Origin of the sequence: Variovorax terrae, assembly GCF_022809125.1 — a bacterium.
GTDB classification, from domain to species: domain Bacteria; phylum Pseudomonadota; class Gammaproteobacteria; order Burkholderiales; family Burkholderiaceae_C; genus Variovorax_A; species Variovorax_A terrae.
Window position 1 is genome coordinate 2,647,677 of sequence record NZ_JALGBI010000001.1, and the last position, 16,600, is coordinate 2,664,276.

A 16,600-nucleotide genomic window follows, 5' to 3' on the forward strand; every position below is an offset into this window, starting at 1 on the left:
GGCGGCAGGGCCTCGCACGCCCGCGCGCCCTGCCCCGCTCAGGCGCCCGCGACCACTGTGCCGCAGACCTCGCCGAACCCGATGCGCGCGGCGCCGGCGCGCTCGCAGTAGCCGCGCATCACCAGCGTATCGCCGTCTTCGAGCCAGGCGCGGGTGTCGCCGCCGGGCAGCGCGAGCGGCTGCTGGCCGCCCAGCGTGAGTTCGAGCAGCGAGCCGGCCTCCTCGCGCGCCGGGCCCGACAGGGTGCCCGAGCCCAGCAGGTCGCCCGGCTGCAGATTGCAGCCGTTGACGGTGTGGTGCGCCACCAGCTGCGCAGGCGTCCAGTAGGCCGCCTGCCGAGTGCCGCCGCGCGTGAGCCGCATCGCGGGCCCGCCGGCCGCGCGCATCCTGGCCGTCTGCAGCCAGACTTCGAGCACGATGTCGAGCGCGCCGTGCGCGCGGTGGCCGGGCGCGTCGAGGTAAGGCAGCGGCGGCGGATCGCCGGCCGGCCGCTCGAAAGGCGCGCGAAACGGCGCCAGCGCCTCCATCGTCACGATCCAGGGCGACAGCGTGGTGGCGAAGTTCTTCGACAGGAACGGGCCGAGCGGCTGGTACTCCCAGGCCTGGATGTCGCGCGCCGACCAGTCGTTGAGCAGGCACACGCCAAACAGGTGCCGCTCGGCCTCGCCGATGCCGATGGGGCAGCCGGGCGCGTTGCCCGCGCCGACGAGGTAGCCCAGTTCCAGCTCGTAGTCGAGCCGCCGCGACGGCCCCAGCTCCGGCGCATCGGCCTCGCCCTTGAGCTGGCCCATCGGACGGCGGACCGCCTGGCCGCTCACGCCGATCGACGACGCCCGCCCGTGGTAGCCGATCGGCACCCATTTGTAGTTGGGCAGCAGCGGGTTGTCGGGGCGGAACAGCCGGCCCACGGTGGTGGCGTGATGGATGCCGGTGTAGAAATCGGTGTAGTCGCCGATGCGGCAGGGCACGGCCATCTCGGCCGCCGCCTGCGCCAGCAGCGCGGCCCGCCAGGCGCCCTCGGCGCCGCTGCCGGCGGCGAGGCCGCGCGAGAGCGCCTGGCGCAGCGCCCGGCGCTCGCCGGGATCGGCGGCCATCAGCCGGTTCATGTCGTCGGTTTCGGTGAGGCCGACGGCCCTCAGGTCCAGCACCTGGTCGCCGATGGCGACGCCGATGCGCCAGGCCTCGCCGCTGCCGGCGCGGCGAAAGCGCCCGAAAGGCAGGTTCTGGATCGGGAAGTCGCAGCCTGCGGCATTGGCCGAGGCGACCCAGCTGCACAGCGCCGGGTCATGCGTGGCGTTGAGGGTGGCGTCGAGTGCGTCGCTCATGAACCCTCAGTCGACCTTGATGTTCGCCTTGCGGATCACCGCGCCCCAGCGCTCGCCCTCGACCTGCAGGAAATGGCCGAAGTCTTCCGGGCCGCCGCTGGCCAGCCGCAATGCCTGGGCCTGCAGCAGCGCCTTGGTCTCGGGCACCTGCAGCGCCGCGCGCACCTCGGCGTTCAGCCGCTTCACGATGTCGGGCGGGGTCTTGCCCGGAGCCAGCATGCCGACCCAGCTCTGCACCTCGTAGCCCGGGTAGGTCTCGCCCACCGTGGGCACCTCGGGCAACTGCGCAATGCGCTCGCGCGTGGTCACCGCCAGCGCCTTCATCGTGCCGGCCTTGATGTGCGTCAGCACCGAGGGCGCGCTGACGAACATCACGTCCACGCGGCCGCCCAGCACGTCGGTGATGGCCGGCGCGCCGCCCTTGTAGGGCACATGGGTCATCTCCACGCCGGCGGTCGTCTTGAACAGCTCCGCCGCGAGCTGGTTGGAGCTGCCCGCGCCGGTGGAGGCGAAATTGAGCACGCCGGGCTTGCTCTTGGCCATCGCCACCAGCTCCTTGAGCGAGTTCGCCGGCGAGTCCTTGGGCACGACGACAATCAGCGGCGAGGTGCCCACCAGCGCCACCGGCGTGAGGTCCTTCTCGGAATCGAAGGACAGCTTGTAGAGCATCGGGTTCACGACATGGGTGTCGAACGCCATCAGCAGCGTGTAGCCATCGGCCTTGGCCTTGGCGACCTGCGCGGTGCCGATGGAGCCGCCCGCGCCGGCCTTGTTGTCGATGACCAGGGGCTGGCCCAGCGAGGTGGTGAGCTTGGGCAGCATCGCGCGCGCCACGTTGTCCACGATGCCGCCGGCCGGAAAGGGCACGACGATCTGGATCGGCTTGGCGGGCCAGGTCTGCGCATGCAGCGCCGGCCCGGCCAGGGCGAGCGCGGCGGCGGCGAGACCGAAGCGCAGAGGCTGGCGGCGGGTGAGGCGGAATTCGTTCACGGTGTGTTTCCTTGACGTTGCGTTTGAAAAAAATGCCTCAGGATTCCAGGATCGCCACGGCGCGGCACCAGCCGGCCGAACCATGCTTGATCTTGATCGGGAAGCAGCTCACGGTGAACCCGTGCGAGGGCAGCTGTTCCAGGTTGATGAGCTTCTCCATCTGGAAGTAGCCGATGTCGCGGCCGGCCTTGTGGCCTTCCCAGATCACGGAGGCGTCGCCAGTTTCGCGGAAGCGCTCGATCACGAACGGAAACGCGGGGTCCCAGCTGTAGGAGTCGGTGCCGACCACGCGCACGCCCCGCTCCAGCAGCCACAGCGTGGCGGCGCGGCCGAAGCCGCAGGCGCATTTCCAGTAGTTCTCCTCGCCGTGGCGCGCGCCGGCGCTGGTGTTGGCCAGCACGATGTCGAGCGGCTTGAGGGTGTAGCCGATGCGCTGGAGCTCGGCCTCGATGTCGGCGGGCGTGACCACGTAGCCGGCCTCGAAGTGGCGAAAGTCGAGCTTCACGCCGTCGCGCAGGCACCAGTCCAGCGGCACCTCGTCGATGCCCGGCGCCGGGCGGCCGCCCGGCGCCAGCGCGTGATCGCTGGTGGGGTGGTAGTGCCAGGGCGCATCCATGTGCGTGCCGGCGTGGGTGGACAGCGTCACCTGCTCCACGGCCCAGGCCTTGCCCTCGGGCATGTGCTCGGGCCCGACGCCGGGCAGCAGCTTGCCGAACAGCTCCCAGGAGGCGTCGTGGTCGGTGTAGTGGATCTTCGGCCGGTGGTGCGCGGGCGAAGTCGGCTTGTCTTCCAGGGTGACGGAAAGGTCGATGATCTGGCGTGGCATGGGAGTCCTGTGGGAGAAAAGGCGGATCGGGAAAGCAGCCGGCGAACGAATCAGGGCCGCGCGCGGATGCCGGCCGTGATGAAGGCCACCAGCTGCCGCACGATGGCCTGCGGGTCGTCGGTGTTGCACAGCCCGCCCGAGATGCGGTGCAGGCGGTGGTACTGCTGGTCGGAGTCGCTCACGATGTACATCAGCGCCCCGATGGCAAAGGCATAGCGCCAGAACGCCTCCTCGCGCGGCAGTGCCGGCTCGGCCTGCAGCATGGCGTCGACGAAGCGGATCGCCAGCGCGTCGTACTGCTCGAAGATGGCGTGGTTGGTCGCCTCCTGCGGCAGCGCGCGCGCCTGAATCAACAGGCGGATCAACAGCCGCGGCTCGCCAGTGGCCTCGAAGCTCAGCCGCACCGGCGGCCCCACCAGCGCCTCCACCACCGCCTCCAGCCCGGGCGCCCCTTGCGCGCAGGCGCGGTCCAGCGCATCGAGCCGCAGTTGGTTGAGCGGCCCGGCCACCGCGCGCATCAGTTCCTGCACCAGGATCTCGCGGGAACCGAAGTGGTAGTGGATGGCCGCCACGTTCACGCCGGCCTTCTCGGTGATCTCGCGCAGCGACGCGGCCTCGAAGCCGCGCGCCGCGAACACCTGCAGCGCCGCATACAGGATGCGGGCGCGGGTGGCCTTCTCGTCGCCGAAGCGGGAGGGCGACAGGGGCACGCCGGGCGCGTTGCCGGGCTGGCGGGCGGCGCGGGTCTTGGGGGATGAGGCAGGCATCAGGAATTCAAATTTATGATTGAATTTTGTATTTGATTTTGGATTCGCCCGCTACGCATTTCCACTAATGGCCCGAAGCGGCTTGGTACCATCGGCCGGTTGCCTGGGCGGCGTCCTGGCGCAGATCGCCGACGGCCTTCACATTCACCCGAGGGATTGAGCATGGAAAACTTCCCCAAAGACATCTACACGGAACCCGAGCCGGATGTGGACACGCTCGCAAACCTGGGGCCGCTCACCGGCATGGCCGGCATCTGGACCGGCACGCGCGGACTCGACGTCAACCCCAAGCCCGATGGCCCCGAAAAGCAGGCGTTCATCGAGCACATGGAGCTGCAGCCGATCGATGCCCAGACCAATGGGCCGCAGCTGTTCTACGGGCTGCGCTACCACACGCGGATCGTCAAGCCCGACGACGTCGAGACCTTCCACGACCAGGTCGGCTACTGGCTGTGGGAGCCGGCGACGGGCGCCGTGCTCCAGACGCTGTCGATCCCGCGCGGACAAACGGCGATGGCGGCCGGCCGCACCACGGCTGATGCGAGGGAGTTTCGCCTCCAGGCGGTGCGAGGGTCCGAGACGAACGGCATCGTGTCCAACCCGTTCCTGGAGTACGCCTTCAGGACGGAGAGCTACACCATCACGGTGACGATCAACGTCGATGGAACCTGGTCCTACGAGCAGGACACCGTCCTGATCATCCCGGGACAAGCCGAGCCGTTCCACCACACGGACCGCAACACGCTGCGCAAGATCGGCGAGCCGACGCCCAACCCCACGGCGCAGGCGGCGGCTGCGAAGCGGGGAACACCGCAGGGGCGATAGGACACCCCGAGCGGCTGGCCCGCGCTACCCGGCCTCGTCGGACTTGATGACCCAGAGCACCTGCGCCTGGCCCTTGCCGATGTTGCGGAAGAAGTGCGGCTGGCTGCTGTCGAACTGGAAGCTGTCGCCCTCGTTCAGCATGTGAATCTGGTCGCCCACGTGCAGCTCGAAGCTTCCCTGCAGCACGAGCCCGCCTTTTTCACCGATGCGGGACCAAGGCTCCGAGCCGGAGCCGCCCCCAGGCTCGATCACCAGCATCAACAATTCCAGGCCCGCGTGCCCTGAGGGCGACAGCAGTTCCTTGGTCAGGCCGAGCTTGGGAAACGGCAGGCTGCGGCGGTGGGCGGCCCGCATGACGATCCCGTCGTCCTTGGGCCTTGCCGACTCCACCTCGAAGAACCGGGCCAGGGGAACCTCGAGCGCCAGGCGCAGGCGCTCCAGCGTCTTCAGCGAAGGGGAGGTCTGGCCGCGCTCGATGTGGCTGAGCATTCCCACGGACACCTGGCTGCGCAGGGACAGTTCGGCCAGGGTCATGCCCTTCTCCGCGCGAAGCTCGCGCAGCCGTGAACCGAGCTGGTTCAAGGTGGCGGAGGAAGCAGCCTCCTCGTCGGGCAAGGAGGCGGTCGGGTCAGTGGTCAGCAATTCGGCCCTCCCTGTTCAAGGCATCGCAAGCAGAAGGAAAATTTCATTCTAGTTGAATGAAATCTGGTGTTTTCCCTGATTCATCCTGAAAATTTCAATATCAGAATAAATTAAAGCTCAAAAGAAGCAAGATTTTCAATACGATCAATCAACCACCCCAGCCTTCATGGAGACAGGCCTCATGACGATTCAACGGTATGAAAGCGGACGGCGGCTCAGCCAGGCCCTGGTGCACGACGGCCGGGTGTTCATCAGCGGCCAGACCGCCGAAGACCTGTCGCAGGACATTGCCGGGCAGACCCGCGAAGTGCTGGACAGCATCGACCGGCTGCTGGCCGTCGCGGGCTCGGACAAATCCAAGGTCCTGTACGCCAACATCTGGCTGCGCCACGGCGAGCACTTCGACGCCATGAACCAGGTCTGGGAGGCCTGGGTGCCCGAGGGCTGCGCGCCCTCGCGGGCCACCGTGGGCTCGCCGCTCGTGGGGCCCGAGACGATGCTGATCGAGATCGCGCTGCAGGCCGCCGCCTGACCCCGCCGCACCACCGCTTCAGGAGCCCGCCGTGATCAGCATCCACATCGAGTACGAGGCCCGGCCGGGCCGCTTTGACGAACTCGTCGCCCGCCTGCGCGAGGAATCCCAGACCTGCATCGACGAGGACGAAGGCTGCCTGCGCATGGAGCTGGGGGTTCCTGAGTCTGCCGAGGGCTGGGTCACGCTCAGCGAACTCTGGCGCGATGCCCAGGCGCTGGAAGACCACAAGAACAAGCCCGGGCACTCGCACACCTGGCAGGAGCCGCTGGTGGGGAGCAAGCGCGTGCGCGTGTCCAGGGTGATCGCCTCCCCCGGCAAACCGGCCGCCCCTCGCGGCCAGGCCCCCGCGACAAGGACGCCCACATGAAAACCCCCTCCTCGCCCCCGAGCCTGGCCCGCCGGCGCATCGGCCGGTTTGCCGCCGCGCTGGCGCTCCTGCTGGGCTGCATCGGCCCCGCGGGCGCGGCCGACTGGCCCGCCAAGCCGATCCGCATGATCATCCCCTTCCCGCCGGGGCAAACCAGCAGCGACGTGTTCGGCCGGGCGCTGGCCGACCGCCTGAGCCGCGTGTTCGGCCAGCCGGTCTATGTGGAAAACCGCTCGGGCGCGGGCGGCACGGTAGGGGCCGACCTCGTCGCCAAGGCCCCGGCCGACGGCTACACCCTGCTGCTGGCCGCCAGCGGCACCATCACGATCGCGCCGACGCTGTATGGCGCCAGGATGCCCTTCAACGTGCAGGCCGACCTGCAGCCGGTCTCGCTGTTCGCGCTGGTGCCCTACATGCTGGTGGCGCCGCCCTCGGCCGGCGCGCGCACTGCGCGGGATTTCGTGAAGCTGGCCAAGGCCAGGCCCGGCAGCCTCAACTTCGTCTCCTCGGGCAACGGCACCACCCCGCACCTGTGCGGCGAGGTGTTCCGCAAGCAGGCGGGCATCGACATCACGCACATCCCCTACAAGGGCGGCTCGGAGGCCACGGCCGACCTGCTGGCCGGCCGCGTGCAGCTCTACTGCGCGGGCGGGCCGAGCACCTACGGCTACGTCAAGGACGGCAGCCTGGTCGCCCTGGGGCTGACCACCGCGCGCCGCAGCGCCGTGCTGCCCGGCGTGCCGACGCTGGCCGAGCAGGGCATCACCGGCATGGACAACATCAACTCGTGGGTCGGGCTGCTGGCGCCCGCCAAAACGCCGCGGCCCGTGGTGGACCGCCTGTACGCGGAGATCAGCAAGATCATGGCCACGCCCGAGATGCAGGCCCTGGTGTCCAACCAGGCCGCCGAGCCCATGGCGCTCACGCCCGACGAGTTTGGCCGGCGCATCCGCGAGGAGACCGCCTACTGGGCCAACGTGATCCAGACCACGCACGCCAAGACCGATTGAGCCGGCCGCGCGCCGCAAAAACGGAAAATATCAGGGAAATACCGCCAATGTCCTCGTGCAGCGGTCATTTCTTGCTATCAAAAGTGAAGCGCGCCCAGGAACTCGGTGCGCCGGCATGGCAGGTGGCCCCGCCCCTGCCGGCCATCTCCGTGCGATAGCAAAGCCGCTGCCCCAGGCTAGGCGCGCGCGGCCTACTGGCCCTGAGCCAGGGCCAGGATCTTTTGCGCTTGCGTCAGGCCGACATTGGCCTCCGATCCCACCCAGGCCACAAACTCATCCGGCCGCACGAGCACCAGCGGCGCACCGTAGCGCGCGGCCTCTCCCTCCGACGAGGCTTCCACCACCTCGAGCGGCAGTTGCAGGGCCGCAGCGGCCTCCCGGAACGCCTGCACGCTCGCCGGCGGCGCGCCCAGCGCCAGCAGCGTGAAGCCCGCGCCCAGCGCCTCGAACACGTTGCCGCCCGACGAAAGAGCCGCTGGCGCCAGGTGATGGCCGGGCTGCGCCTCGAAGCGATGCGCTCCCTTGGCGCTGCTGGCCCGCTCGGCCGATCCTTCCTGCCAGACCACCGGCGAGCCTTCGTAGTGGGGCTCGAAGGCATGGACTTCCCCAACCGCCCCCTGCGCGCGCGCCTGCCAGGCCGCCTCGAAGGCTTCGCGGTCGCGTGCGGGATCGTGCGCGTCGAGGAACCCGTGGTCGGTCTCGATCGACTTCGCGATGAAATCGCGGATGGTGGACTGGAACACCGGCCGGCGCTCCGCGTCGTAGGAATCCAGCAAGTGCTCGCCGCCCCAACCCCGCAGCACCGCGGCCAGCTTCCACCCCAGGTTGCGTGCGTCTTCCAGACCCGAGTTGACGCCGTAGCCGCCATAGGGCGGATGGCTGTGCGCCGCGTCGCCCGCGATGAAGATGCGCCCGTTGCGGTAGCTGTCTGCCAGCATGAAGCGCAGGTCCCAGAACCCGATGTGCTCGAACTCGATGTCGAACGGCGCGCCCACGGCCTCCTGGAGATAGGCGCGGAAATCGAAGTTGTCGGCCGTCGTGCCCGGGGGCACCGGCGCATGGAAGAACCAGGTGCTGCCCAGGTCCACGCGCCCGAAGAACTTCCAGTAGCCCTTGAGTTCGGGCTGCAGCACGTTGTAGTAGGACTTGCCCGGGTAGCGCGCCAGCAGCTCGTGCAGGCCGTGTGAGCGGAACACCAGCAGCACCATCAGGCGGTCGTGGTCGGTGCGCGTCTGCGCCAGCCCGGCCTGCTCCCGCACCCGCGAGCGGGCGCCGTCGCAGCCCACCGCGTAGGCCGCGCGCAGGGTGCGCCGGCCCTCGCCGCCACGCTGCGCCACCGTCACGGTCACCCCCTCGGCGCCCTGCTCCACGGTTTCGGCACCCCAGCCGTACAGCGTCTGCACCGTCGGCAGTTCGGCCGCGCGGCGGCGCAGCACCGCCTCCGTGGCGTACTGGGGCAGGCGCTCGTTGGCCGTGTAGTAGTAGGGCTTGACCAGGTCGCGCTGCAGCCAGTCGTAGTGGTAGCCGCCCAGCAAGGTGCCATAGGCCGTGAGGCCGCCGATGCCGTATTCGGGTGGAATGGTGCGCGCGGCGCGCAGTTGCTTCTCGGCGCCCCAGGCATGGAAATGCTCCATCGTGCGCTGCGTGAGGTTCTGCCCCTTGGGGATGGGCTGGGGCTGCGGATGGCGCTCCACCACGATGCAGCGGATGCCGCGCTGGCCCAGCTCGATGGCCAGCCCCATGCCGACCGGCCCGCCGCCGATGATCGCGACTTCGGCGTCGTCGTGCTGCGGCATTTCTTCTTTCTCAGTCATTGCGTTCAAGGTCATGCGCTCATCACTCCGCGGTGATCCCTTGGGCCTTGATCAGGTCGCCCCAACGCTTGGCGTCCGCCGTCATGAGCTGCTTGAACGCCTCGGACGTGCTGGACTCCGGCGTCATGCCCTGCACCTCGAACGCCGAGGCGATGGCCGGCTTGGCCAGGATCTCGCGCAGTTCCTTGTTCAGTGGCTCGATGATGGCGCGGGGTGTGCCGCCGGGCGCGAGCACGCCGTACCACATGTCGACGTTGAGGTCGCCCAGGTTGAGCGTGCGCAGCGGCGGCACCTGGGGCAGCAGCGGGCTCGGCTGGTCGGAGCTGATGGCCAGCGCGCGCAGCTTGCCCGTCTTGACGTGCTGCAAGGCCACGTGGATCGGCAGGAACATCACGTCGATCTGGCCGCCCAGCAGGTCGGTCACGGCCGGGGCCGTGCCGCGGTAGCTGATGTGCGTCAGCGAGATCCTGGCCCGGTTCTTCAGCAACTCCATGGCCAGGTGGTGCGGCGTGCCGGCGCCGGGCGAGCCGTAGTTGAGCTCGCCGGGATGGCTCTTGGCATAGGCGATCAGCCCGCTCAGGGAATCCACCTTGGCCGTGGGTCCCGCCACCAGCAGGAGCTGGCCGCGGCTCGTGAGGCTGACCGGCGCCAGATCCGTGAGCGGATCGAAACCCAGCTTGGGGTAGAGGGCCGGCGCCATCACCAGCGTGCTGACCGTCACCAGCAGCGTGTTGCCGTCCGGCGCGGCGCGCGCCACCTCCTGCGTGCCGATGTTGCCGGAAGCGCCTGCCTTGTTGTCCACGAAGAACGGGCGCTTCAGGCGCTCGGCCAGCTGCGGTGCGACCAGCCGGGCGATCAGGTCGATGCCGGTGCCCGGCGTGAACGGCACCACGAGGCGCACGGATCCGGCAGAGGCCTGCGCCCGCACGAACGGCGCCGCGAGCAGGCCCAACCCGCCCGCCACGAACTGGCGGCGGCGCTGCGAGGAAAAGAGAGGTGATGGATGCATGGTCTTCTTCATGTCAATGGGCAAAGCGGTGTTAGCCGACAATTCAAACTGGTTTCCTGACTTGAATCAAGCGGAAGATTCTGATGAATTCCTCAGCCAAATTGATGAATCTGAATGGCCGGCAGTTGCTGGCATTTCTGGAGATCAGCCGTCTCAAGAGTTTCGCCAAGGCCGCCGAGCGCATCCACCTGTCCCCCTCGGGCATGAGCATGCTCGTCAAGGAGCTGGAAGACCAGGTGGGCGCCCGGCTGTTCGAGCGGACCACGCGCTCGGTCACCCTGACCGATGCCGGCCGCCGCCTGATGCCGGCCGCCGCCTGATGCCGGCTGCGGAAAGAATCGTCAACGAGCTTCGCGCGCTGGACGCCGAGATCGGCGGAGCGGAGGCCGCCGTGCGTTCGCGCCTCCACGTCGCGGCCACGCCGACGGTCTCCACCAGCTTGCTGCCCCGCGTCGTGAGCGAGTTCGGGCGAAGCCACCCGCAGGTGCGCGTGCATCTGGCGGATCTGGATGTCACCCAGGTGCGCCGCGCCGTGCTGGAGGGCGAGGCCGACATCGGGCTGGGGTTCTTTGTGAAGCCCGCGGTGGGGCTGCTGCGCGAGCCGCTGTGCAAGTTCCGGCTGATGCGTGTCGACCCGCCGAGCCAGGGGCCGGCCGGCATCGGCCCGAGCCAGCCCTGGAGCAGCCTGGCGGAGCTGCCGCTGGTGAGCCTGCCTCCGGACAACCCCATCCAGGCCGTGATCGAGGACCACCTCTCCCGCATCGGACGCGGCCATGAGGACAGGCCCGTGATGAACTTCATGGGAACCCTGATTGCCATGGTCGGCGCCGGACTGGGCCATGCCATCGTCCCGGCCTTCGCGCTCGAAGAATGCCTGCGCCATGGGCTGAGCGTGTCCATGCTGGTGGAGCCCGCCGTCCACCTCGATCTGTTCGTCGTCTCGCGCCGCGGCGCGCGGCCCAAGCCCGCTGCGCTCGAATTCGCGGCCGCGGTCAAGCGGGCGGCCACCCGCCTGGCCCACTGACCGGCAGGCACCGCAGGCCTTCAGGCCTCAAGCCCGCGACGTCGCAACGGCGTTGACTTCTGCCCCGGACCGCACCTCGATGCCGCACGCGGCAAGCCGTGCGGCGATGGTCTGGATTTCCTCGAGCCGCGGCGCGGGCATCGGGGGGCGCATCACGGGGGAGTCGATCCACCCGCGCAGCCACGACGCCACCTTGTAGCGCACATGCAGGCGCCCCGGCTCGGCGTAGATGTACTCCTGGAGTTCCGCCAACCCGCTGTCCCACAGCGCCCGCGCTGCGTTGGCGTCGTTGCGCTCCCATGCGGCCATATGGGCGAGCATCGGCTCCATGCCGTAGTTCCACGAGCCTGTGATGGTTCCGTCGATGCAGCCCGTTGCCAGGTACTCATGGAAAAACTGCGCGCTCGAGCAGAGTAATGCGACGTCCGGAAGGCTCTGCCGGAAAGCGCGCGAAAGAATGCGATGGCCTGGATAGGCATAGGTCGTTTTCCAGCCCACGATGTTGGGAACCTCCCGGCAGTAGCGCAGCGCTGCCTGCAAGGGCAGCCCGATGCCCCAGGGCTGGGAAGGCGTCACCACGGGGTGCACGAAGATCGGCAGGTCCGTGGCCCGGTCCTGCTCGAGGATCTGGTCGAGCCAGACCTCGGGGTACTTGAGCGGATCCCACGCGGAGCTCACGTCCATCGAACCGGCCGGCGGCGAGACAAACAGCCCCTGGGCGCCCATCTGCTTGGCGTCCTTCGCACCATCGACCGTGTCGGAAGTCGTCCAGCCGAAGGTACCGGCAATCACCGGCACCAGGCCGTTGGTTTCTTCGAGGACGATCTCCAGCACGCGCTGCTTTTCAGCGCGGGTCAGGTAGTAGATCTCGCCCGCCTCGGGGTTCGCCACCAGGCCTCCGCGTTCTTTGAAGATGGGGTTCTTCAGATGCTGGCGAATCAGGTTCCGCAATCCGCTTTCGTCAATCTTCAGGTCGGGCCGCAGGGGTAGCAGGAGCGCCGAGTAGAGCCGGCGCGAGAGGGATGTCTTCATTGTTGAACGCTCCAGGGTACGAATGTGTTCACGTGCTATTCAAGCGGGACGTTGGCCCGCTGGACGGCCTTCTTCCACTGCAGGGAGTCGGCCGCCACGCGCTGCGCGAAGTCTTCGGGTGTGCCGCCCCGCGCGGTGATGGACAGCTTTTGCATCAGGGCCACCACCTCGGGGCTCTTGAGCACGTCGTTCAGCGCGCCGTTGAGCGCGAGCACGATCTCGCGCGGCGTGCCGGCCGGCGCCCATACCCCGAAATAACCCTCGGGGTTGGCGAGCTTGATCCCCGCCTCCGCCATCGTGGGCACGTCCGGCATGCCGTGCAGCCTGGTGCGGCCGGTCACGGCCAGCATGCGCGCCAGGCCGCCGCGCACATAGCCCTCCGCCGAGACGGAACTGTCAAACATGAAGCTCAGGCGGCCTGCGGCCAGGTCCTGCACCGCCAGGGAGGTTCCCTTGTACGGCACATGCGTGGCGCGCACGCCGGTGGCCAGCATGAAGTCTTCGGCGGACAAGTGCGCAATGGTGCCGATGCCCGCGGATCCAAAGCTGTTCTGGTCCCCCCGCTGCTTCATCGCGGCGACCAGCTCTGCCACCGTGCGTACCGATGAAGACGCGGGGATCAGCAGCGAACTGATGCCCGAGCCCAGATTGACCACCGGGGCAAAGTCCTTCTCGGGGTCGTACGGCAAGTTCGACCTGAGCGCCGCGGCCAGCGAGTGCGTGCTGCTGGAAGACAGCAGCAGCATGTAGCCATCCTTCTTCCCCTTGGCCACCGCGCCGGCGCCGATGAGGCCGCCTGCACCCGCACGGTTGTCGACGACGATCGGCTGCTTCAGAGCGGTGGAAAGATGCAGGGCGATGGCCCGCCCGAACACATCCACGGAGCCGCCCGCCGGGAACGGCATGACCAGGACGATGGGCCGGCTGGGGTAGGCCTCGGCAAACGCCGGGCGTGCGGCAGCCCCGGCCAAGGCCAGGCTCAGAAGTTGCCTGCGCTTCATCGCTGGTTCTCCGAGGCTTCCTGGGCCGGGCGATGGCCCCAGGTGGTTTCGTAGTCGCGCTGGCTTTCGGGCGGAATGAAGCTTGCCTCCAGTTCCCGCACCTTGGGCAGGCCCGTGAGGGCAGCGAGGTTGGGCACGCCATAGGGGCCGTTGCGCATCTGCGCCTGCCATTCCGCGATGGCCGGCAAGCCGCGTGCCTTGAAGTCGTGCAGCACGTGCCAGGCAGCCTGCATGCCGACCGATGCCGTGATGGTCGGGTACAGCGCGACCCGCACGCCCAGGGCTTCAAGCTCCTTCGGCGTCGGTGGCGGACCGGCGCCGCCCCAGATCGTGAGAACCGGCACCTTCACCTTGCGGCACACTTCTTCGAGCTGTTCGCGTGTCTGGGAGGAGTTCAGCCAGATCAGGTCGGCACCGCCTTCATCGGCATAGGCCTGGCAGCGCGCGAGCGTCGATTCCCAGGTTTCGCCTTCGGCACCGAGCGCATCCACGCGCGCGCACACCACGAATTCGGGGTCGATGGCCTGGCGCGCGTCGATGGCGGCGCGGATTTTGCCAACCGCTTCGCGCTGACTGATGCAGCGGCGCCCGGCCAGGGTGCCGGACTTCTTGGGCGCCTCCTGGTCTTCGATCTGGAGGGCTGCGGCCCCGGAGCGCACGCACTCCTGCACGGCGTACCAGACATTCACGGCGTTGCCAAAGCCCGTGTCGAAATCCACCAGCACGGGAATGTCCACGCGGGCGGCGATGTGGCGGGCATGGTCGACAAAGTCGCGCAGCCCCACAACCCCGGTATCCGGGTAGCCGTACAGGAACGCCGAGAGCTGCGATCCGGCAAGAAAGAAGGACTCGAAGCCCGCTTCCTGCGCCATCTTCGCCAGCAACGGACTGAATCCGCCAGGCATCACCAGGATCTCGTTTCGTGCGAGCAGCTCGCGCATGCGCCTGCGCTTGCGTGTGGCTTCATTCAAAGCTTCCATGTGTCTTTCCCCAAAAAGGCCTGGCAAGGCCTGTCAATGCGCACCGATTCCCATGAATCCGTGCAGACCCGCTGGCCATTCCCTCTGCTTCAAGGACTTCCAGCGCCCGATTCAAAGCAGATTTTCCACATTGGACAATCATTTGGTTATTGTGGAATACACTTAGAACCCTGATACACTTGTTTGCGTGAGCGGAAATCCCCCTATTCCCCCCCTCCCCGCGGACGAGCCAGCCGCCCAGGACAAGCGCGGCATCCAGTCGGTTGACGCCGCCGTCGCCATCCTCAATGTGGTGGCCTCCGCGGCAGGCCCCCAGCCGCTCACCGCCATCGCCAAGGCATCGGCCAATTCAGCCAGCACGACCCACCGGTATCTGGTGAGCCTGCAACGCGGGGGGCTGGTCCGCCAGGACCCCAGCACAGGGTGGTACGACCTTGGAGCTTCAGCGCTGCAACTCGGCCTGGCGGCCCTCAGGCGCATGGATTCGGTGGAGGTGGCTCAGCGGCATGCGGCGCAACTGGCGGTGGAAACGGGAACAGCCTGCTTCGTTTCCATCTGGAGCGAAGACGGCCCGATGATCGTGCGCTGGTTCCACGGCCGGCGCGTGATCATGACCATGGCGGGCGTCGGAAGCGTGCTGCCGCTTCGGGAGTCTTCCTCCGGCCTGATCTTCGCTGCCTACCTGCCGGTCCATCTCGTGAAGACCTGGACGGCGGCCCACACCCTGGCCTACGACGAGTTGGAGCCCGAACTCAGGCAGATCCGCACCCAGGGTTTTGCCTGGGTGGACGGCAGGATGGGCACGGGGCTCCGAGGCGTTTCGGCGCCTGTGCTCGACATGTTCGGAGAAATCCGCTGCTCCCTGACCTTGCTGAGCCCCGATCCCGCGCTGATCCAACTCCCGAACGAGGCACAGGCGCGCCTGGTCGCCGCAGGTCGAGCGGCCTCGCTGCAATTGGGCAACCGCAGCGCCTGACGCTGCAAGGCACGGTCACGGCCTGCGGCCGGCCATCCCGCGCCAGCTTTGATTTTCCCGGGGGGTCGTTTCCTTCAAACTTCTTTGGCAAGCGTGCGAAGACCCGCACACAACGGGCGAATCTTCGCAGTGGACGCAATGCCTCGCCAATCAGCGTAAGAGGCAGCAACGTCGGCAGCTTGCGCGCTGGCGCAATCGCGAAACTTCGCCTCCAGCTCCTGCTCGGACAGCGGGTTGCCGGGATAGCCCTTGGGATCCACGACCTTGCGGGTGAAGCTGCGGCCATCGCCCATGTGGAGGGTGGTGGTTGCCCAGCTCCTGGTCGTCGAAGGCATGTCGCCCGGCTGCGCCGGATCGGGCGACATCGCTACACGCGGGATGAAATCGGCGATATCGGATCGGTCCATGGCCGTGCGCCGGAATGTGGCCAAACGCAGGTCTTTGTCCAGGGCTGCGGCAGCAACGCAGTAGGCCATGCTGAAGCGAGCCTGCATCTCGTCGCGCGGCTGCACGTACATCAGGTTGCGGACAGCCGGCTCGGAAACCTGAGTGTCGATGCCCACGATGTCGGCCACAGCCAGCCCGTTCGCCTGCATCATGCCGATGACCGCATCCACCACACGATGGGTGCTGGCGCAACAGGGGTAACGCTTGAGCCAGACGCCGGGCGACACGATGGCAGGCGGCCCATCAAGACGTTGGAGGACGGAGCCAAAACCAGCGGCACCATCACCCGCCATCAGATCCAGGAAGCCCCGTTCACCCTCGAAGATTGCGGGGTCTGCCGTCACGCCGGCCGCAGCCATCTGCGCGGCGAGGATGCCGTTCTTCGCACCCAGGCCCGCGTGCAATGGCTTGGTGTTGGTGCCGAACTGGCGCTTGAAGCCCGCAGCCATGCTGGTGGCTATGCTCATGGCATGGCAGGACTGCTGCGCATCCAGCCGGAGCAGCCGGGCGCATGCCGCTGCGGCAGACGGCGCGCCAAGCGTCAGGGTGGTGTGCCAGCCGCGCGAATAATGCGTCATGTTGACGGCTTCCGCCAGGCACTCCTGCACTTCCACGCCAACGATGTACGCGTCCACCAGGTCGGCGCCGCTCGCGTCCATCTGCTCGCCCAACGCCAGCAGCGCGGGCACCATCACGGCGCTGACGTGAGAAGCGGCCGGATCCAGAACATCGTCAAAGTCGAGCGCATGGGCCGATGTTCCGTTGAGCAGCGCCGCCCATGGCGCATCGACGCCGCCGGCTGTACCTGCCTGGCTGGCCTCGCCGCCACCGCCCCATCGACCCAGGCCGGCCCGCACGCGCCGCACCGCTTCGTCATCGACACCGGCAATGATGCAGCCGATGGTGTCCGCGATGGCGCGCTGCGCCTGGTCCATCGCGTCCGCTTGCCAGTTGCGCGGCGCCTGCGCGATCCACTGTGCCAGCCGCGCCGTAAATCCCGTGTTGCTCATGACGCTCTCCGCTGTTGCGT

General features: G+C 68.1%; 18 protein-coding genes. 7 read left to right on the plus strand and 11 right to left on the minus strand.

What is annotated here, in order from left to right:
- Window positions 1–38 precede the first annotated feature (38 nt).
- From fahA to MMF98_RS12475, 4 genes are read right to left on the minus strand one after another with little or no spacing between them, the layout of a single operon-like run.
- The gene (gene fahA / locus MMF98_RS12460) at window positions 39–1,325 is read right to left on the minus strand and encodes a fumarylacetoacetase (RefSeq protein WP_243306591.1); all 1,287 of its coding nucleotides are present in this window, start codon (window positions 1,323–1,325) and stop codon (window positions 39–41) included.
- 6 nt (window positions 1,326–1,331) lie between these two features.
- Entirely contained in the window at window positions 1,332–2,315 is a 984-nt protein-coding gene (locus tag MMF98_RS12465) for a tripartite tricarboxylate transporter substrate binding protein (protein WP_243306592.1), read from the minus strand.
- 37 nt (window positions 2,316–2,352) lie between these two features.
- Window positions 2,353–3,141 carry a cyclase family protein gene (locus MMF98_RS12470; protein ID WP_243306593.1) on the minus strand — a complete coding sequence of 263 codons (789 nt, stop codon included), beginning with the start codon at window positions 3,139–3,141 and terminating at the stop codon, window positions 2,353–2,355.
- Window positions 3,142–3,191: 50 nt separating this feature from the next.
- On the minus strand, window positions 3,192–3,908 hold the full coding sequence (locus MMF98_RS12475) for a TetR/AcrR family transcriptional regulator (RefSeq protein ID WP_243306594.1): 717 nt from the start codon (window positions 3,906–3,908) through the stop codon (window positions 3,192–3,194).
- A gap of 162 nt (window positions 3,909–4,070) precedes the next feature.
- Between MMF98_RS12475 and MMF98_RS12480 the strand changes: the two genes are divergently transcribed.
- On the plus strand, window positions 4,071–4,733 hold the full coding sequence (locus MMF98_RS12480; protein ID WP_243307390.1) for an FABP family protein: 663 nt from the start codon (window positions 4,071–4,073) through the stop codon (window positions 4,731–4,733).
- A 24-nt stretch (window positions 4,734–4,757) separates the two neighbouring features.
- On the opposite strand, the gene MMF98_RS12485 is transcribed toward MMF98_RS12480, so the two are convergent.
- On the minus strand, window positions 4,758–5,375 hold the full coding sequence (locus tag MMF98_RS12485; protein WP_243306595.1) for a helix-turn-helix domain-containing protein: 618 nt from the start codon (window positions 5,373–5,375) through the stop codon (window positions 4,758–4,760).
- Between the two features lie 181 nt (window positions 5,376–5,556).
- On the opposite strand from MMF98_RS12485, the gene MMF98_RS12490 reads away from it, so the two are divergent.
- The 3 genes from MMF98_RS12490 to MMF98_RS12500 are packed head-to-tail and all read left to right on the plus strand — an operon-like array spanning window position 5,557 to window position 7,287.
- Window positions 5,557–5,907, plus strand: coding sequence for a RidA family protein (locus tag MMF98_RS12490; RefSeq protein WP_243306596.1), 351 nt, complete (start codon window positions 5,557–5,559; stop codon window positions 5,905–5,907).
- Window positions 5,908–5,938: 31 nt separating this feature from the next.
- Window positions 5,939–6,277 carry a putative quinol monooxygenase gene (locus tag MMF98_RS12495; protein WP_243306597.1) on the plus strand — a complete coding sequence of 113 codons (339 nt, stop codon included), beginning with the start codon at window positions 5,939–5,941 and terminating at the stop codon, window positions 6,275–6,277.
- Window positions 6,274–7,287 (plus strand): Bug family tripartite tricarboxylate transporter substrate binding protein, encoded by a 1,014-nt coding sequence (locus tag MMF98_RS12500; protein ID WP_243306598.1) that lies wholly within the window; start codon window positions 6,274–6,276, stop codon window positions 7,285–7,287. Before MMF98_RS12495 ends, MMF98_RS12500 begins: the two co-directional genes overlap by 4 nt.
- Window positions 7,288–7,478: 191 nt before the next feature.
- Here MMF98_RS12500 and MMF98_RS12505 read toward each other — a convergent pair whose 3' ends face one another.
- Both MMF98_RS12505 and MMF98_RS12510 read right to left on the minus strand, forming a co-directional pair.
- Window positions 7,479–9,101: an FAD-dependent monooxygenase gene (locus MMF98_RS12505; RefSeq protein WP_243306599.1), complete on the minus strand. Its 1,623-nt coding sequence runs from the start codon at window positions 9,099–9,101 to the stop codon at window positions 7,479–7,481.
- A 22-nt stretch (window positions 9,102–9,123) separates the two neighbouring features.
- Window positions 9,124–10,110, minus strand: a complete 987-nt coding sequence (locus tag MMF98_RS12510) for a Bug family tripartite tricarboxylate transporter substrate binding protein (protein ID WP_243306600.1) — start codon at window positions 10,108–10,110, stop codon at window positions 9,124–9,126.
- Window positions 10,111–10,193: 83 nt separating this feature from the next.
- Here MMF98_RS12510 and MMF98_RS12515 point away from each other — a divergent pair, with 83 nt between their 5' ends.
- Both MMF98_RS12515 and MMF98_RS12520 read left to right on the plus strand, forming a co-directional pair.
- Entirely contained in the window at window positions 10,194–10,430 is a 237-nt protein-coding gene (locus MMF98_RS12515) for a LysR family transcriptional regulator (RefSeq protein WP_243306601.1), read from the plus strand.
- On the plus strand, window positions 10,430–11,134 hold the full coding sequence (locus tag MMF98_RS12520; RefSeq protein ID WP_243306602.1) for a LysR substrate-binding domain-containing protein: 705 nt from the start codon (window positions 10,430–10,432) through the stop codon (window positions 11,132–11,134). Before MMF98_RS12515 ends, MMF98_RS12520 begins: the two co-directional genes overlap by 1 nt.
- A 27-nt stretch (window positions 11,135–11,161) precedes the next feature.
- Here the strand turns inward: MMF98_RS12520 and MMF98_RS12525 are convergent, their stop codons facing one another.
- From MMF98_RS12525 to MMF98_RS12535, 3 genes are read right to left on the minus strand one after another with little or no spacing between them, the layout of a single operon-like run.
- Window positions 11,162–12,166, minus strand: coding sequence for a dihydrodipicolinate synthase family protein (locus tag MMF98_RS12525; protein WP_243306603.1), 1,005 nt, complete (start codon window positions 12,164–12,166; stop codon window positions 11,162–11,164).
- Window positions 12,167–12,201: 35 nt separating this feature from the next.
- A complete protein-coding gene (locus MMF98_RS12530) occupies window positions 12,202–13,167 on the minus strand; it encodes a Bug family tripartite tricarboxylate transporter substrate binding protein (protein WP_243306604.1) in 966 nt (321 codons plus the stop codon).
- Window positions 13,164–14,108 (minus strand): isocitrate lyase/PEP mutase family protein, encoded by a 945-nt coding sequence (locus MMF98_RS12535; RefSeq protein ID WP_243306605.1) that lies wholly within the window; start codon window positions 14,106–14,108, stop codon window positions 13,164–13,166. The genes MMF98_RS12530 and MMF98_RS12535 overlap by 4 nt, the downstream gene beginning before the upstream one ends.
- A gap of 226 nt (window positions 14,109–14,334) precedes the next feature.
- On the opposite strand from MMF98_RS12535, the gene MMF98_RS23730 reads away from it, so the two are divergent.
- Window positions 14,335–15,123 (plus strand): IclR family transcriptional regulator, encoded by a 789-nt coding sequence (locus MMF98_RS23730; protein WP_243306606.1) that lies wholly within the window; start codon window positions 14,335–14,337, stop codon window positions 15,121–15,123.
- A gap of 74 nt (window positions 15,124–15,197) precedes the next feature.
- Here the strand turns inward: MMF98_RS23730 and MMF98_RS12545 are convergent, their stop codons facing one another.
- The gene (locus MMF98_RS12545; RefSeq protein ID WP_243306607.1) at window positions 15,198–16,580 is read right to left on the minus strand and encodes an MmgE/PrpD family protein; all 1,383 of its coding nucleotides are present in this window, start codon (window positions 16,578–16,580) and stop codon (window positions 15,198–15,200) included.
- Window positions 16,581–16,600 lie beyond the last annotated feature (20 nt).

Coding starts and splice junctions, on each gene's coding strand:
- fahA (WP_243306591.1), bottom strand. CDS start 1,325: ATGAGCGACGCACTCGACGCCACCCTCAACGCCACGCATGACCCGGCG.
- MMF98_RS12470 (WP_243306593.1), bottom strand. CDS start 3,141: ATGCCACGCCAGATCATCGACCTTTCCGTCACCCTGGAAGACAAGCCG.
- MMF98_RS12475 (WP_243306594.1), bottom strand. CDS start 3,908: ATGCCTGCCTCATCCCCCAAGACCCGCGCCGCCCGCCAGCCCGGCAAC.
- MMF98_RS12480 (WP_243307390.1), top strand. CDS start 4,071: ATGGAAAACTTCCCCAAAGACATCTACACGGAACCCGAGCCGGATGTG.
- MMF98_RS12490 (WP_243306596.1), top strand. CDS start 5,557: ATGACGATTCAACGGTATGAAAGCGGACGGCGGCTCAGCCAGGCCCTG.
- MMF98_RS12500 (WP_243306598.1), top strand. CDS start 6,274: ATGAAAACCCCCTCCTCGCCCCCGAGCCTGGCCCGCCGGCGCATCGGC.
- MMF98_RS12505 (WP_243306599.1), bottom strand. CDS start 9,101: ATGACTGAGAAAGAAGAAATGCCGCAGCACGACGACGCCGAAGTCGCG.
- MMF98_RS12510 (WP_243306600.1), bottom strand. CDS start 10,110: ATGCATCCATCACCTCTCTTTTCCTCGCAGCGCCGCCGCCAGTTCGTG.
- MMF98_RS12515 (WP_243306601.1), top strand. CDS start 10,194: ATGAATTCCTCAGCCAAATTGATGAATCTGAATGGCCGGCAGTTGCTG.
- MMF98_RS12520 (WP_243306602.1), top strand. CDS start 10,430: ATGCCGGCTGCGGAAAGAATCGTCAACGAGCTTCGCGCGCTGGACGCC.
- MMF98_RS12525 (WP_243306603.1), bottom strand. CDS start 12,166: ATGAAGACATCCCTCTCGCGCCGGCTCTACTCGGCGCTCCTGCTACCC.
- MMF98_RS12530 (WP_243306604.1), bottom strand. CDS start 13,167: ATGAAGCGCAGGCAACTTCTGAGCCTGGCCTTGGCCGGGGCTGCCGCA.
- MMF98_RS12535 (WP_243306605.1), bottom strand. CDS start 14,108: ATGCGCGAGCTGCTCGCACGAAACGAGATCCTGGTGATGCCTGGCGGA.
- MMF98_RS12545 (WP_243306607.1), bottom strand. CDS start 16,580: ATGAGCAACACGGGATTTACGGCGCGGCTGGCACAGTGGATCGCGCAG.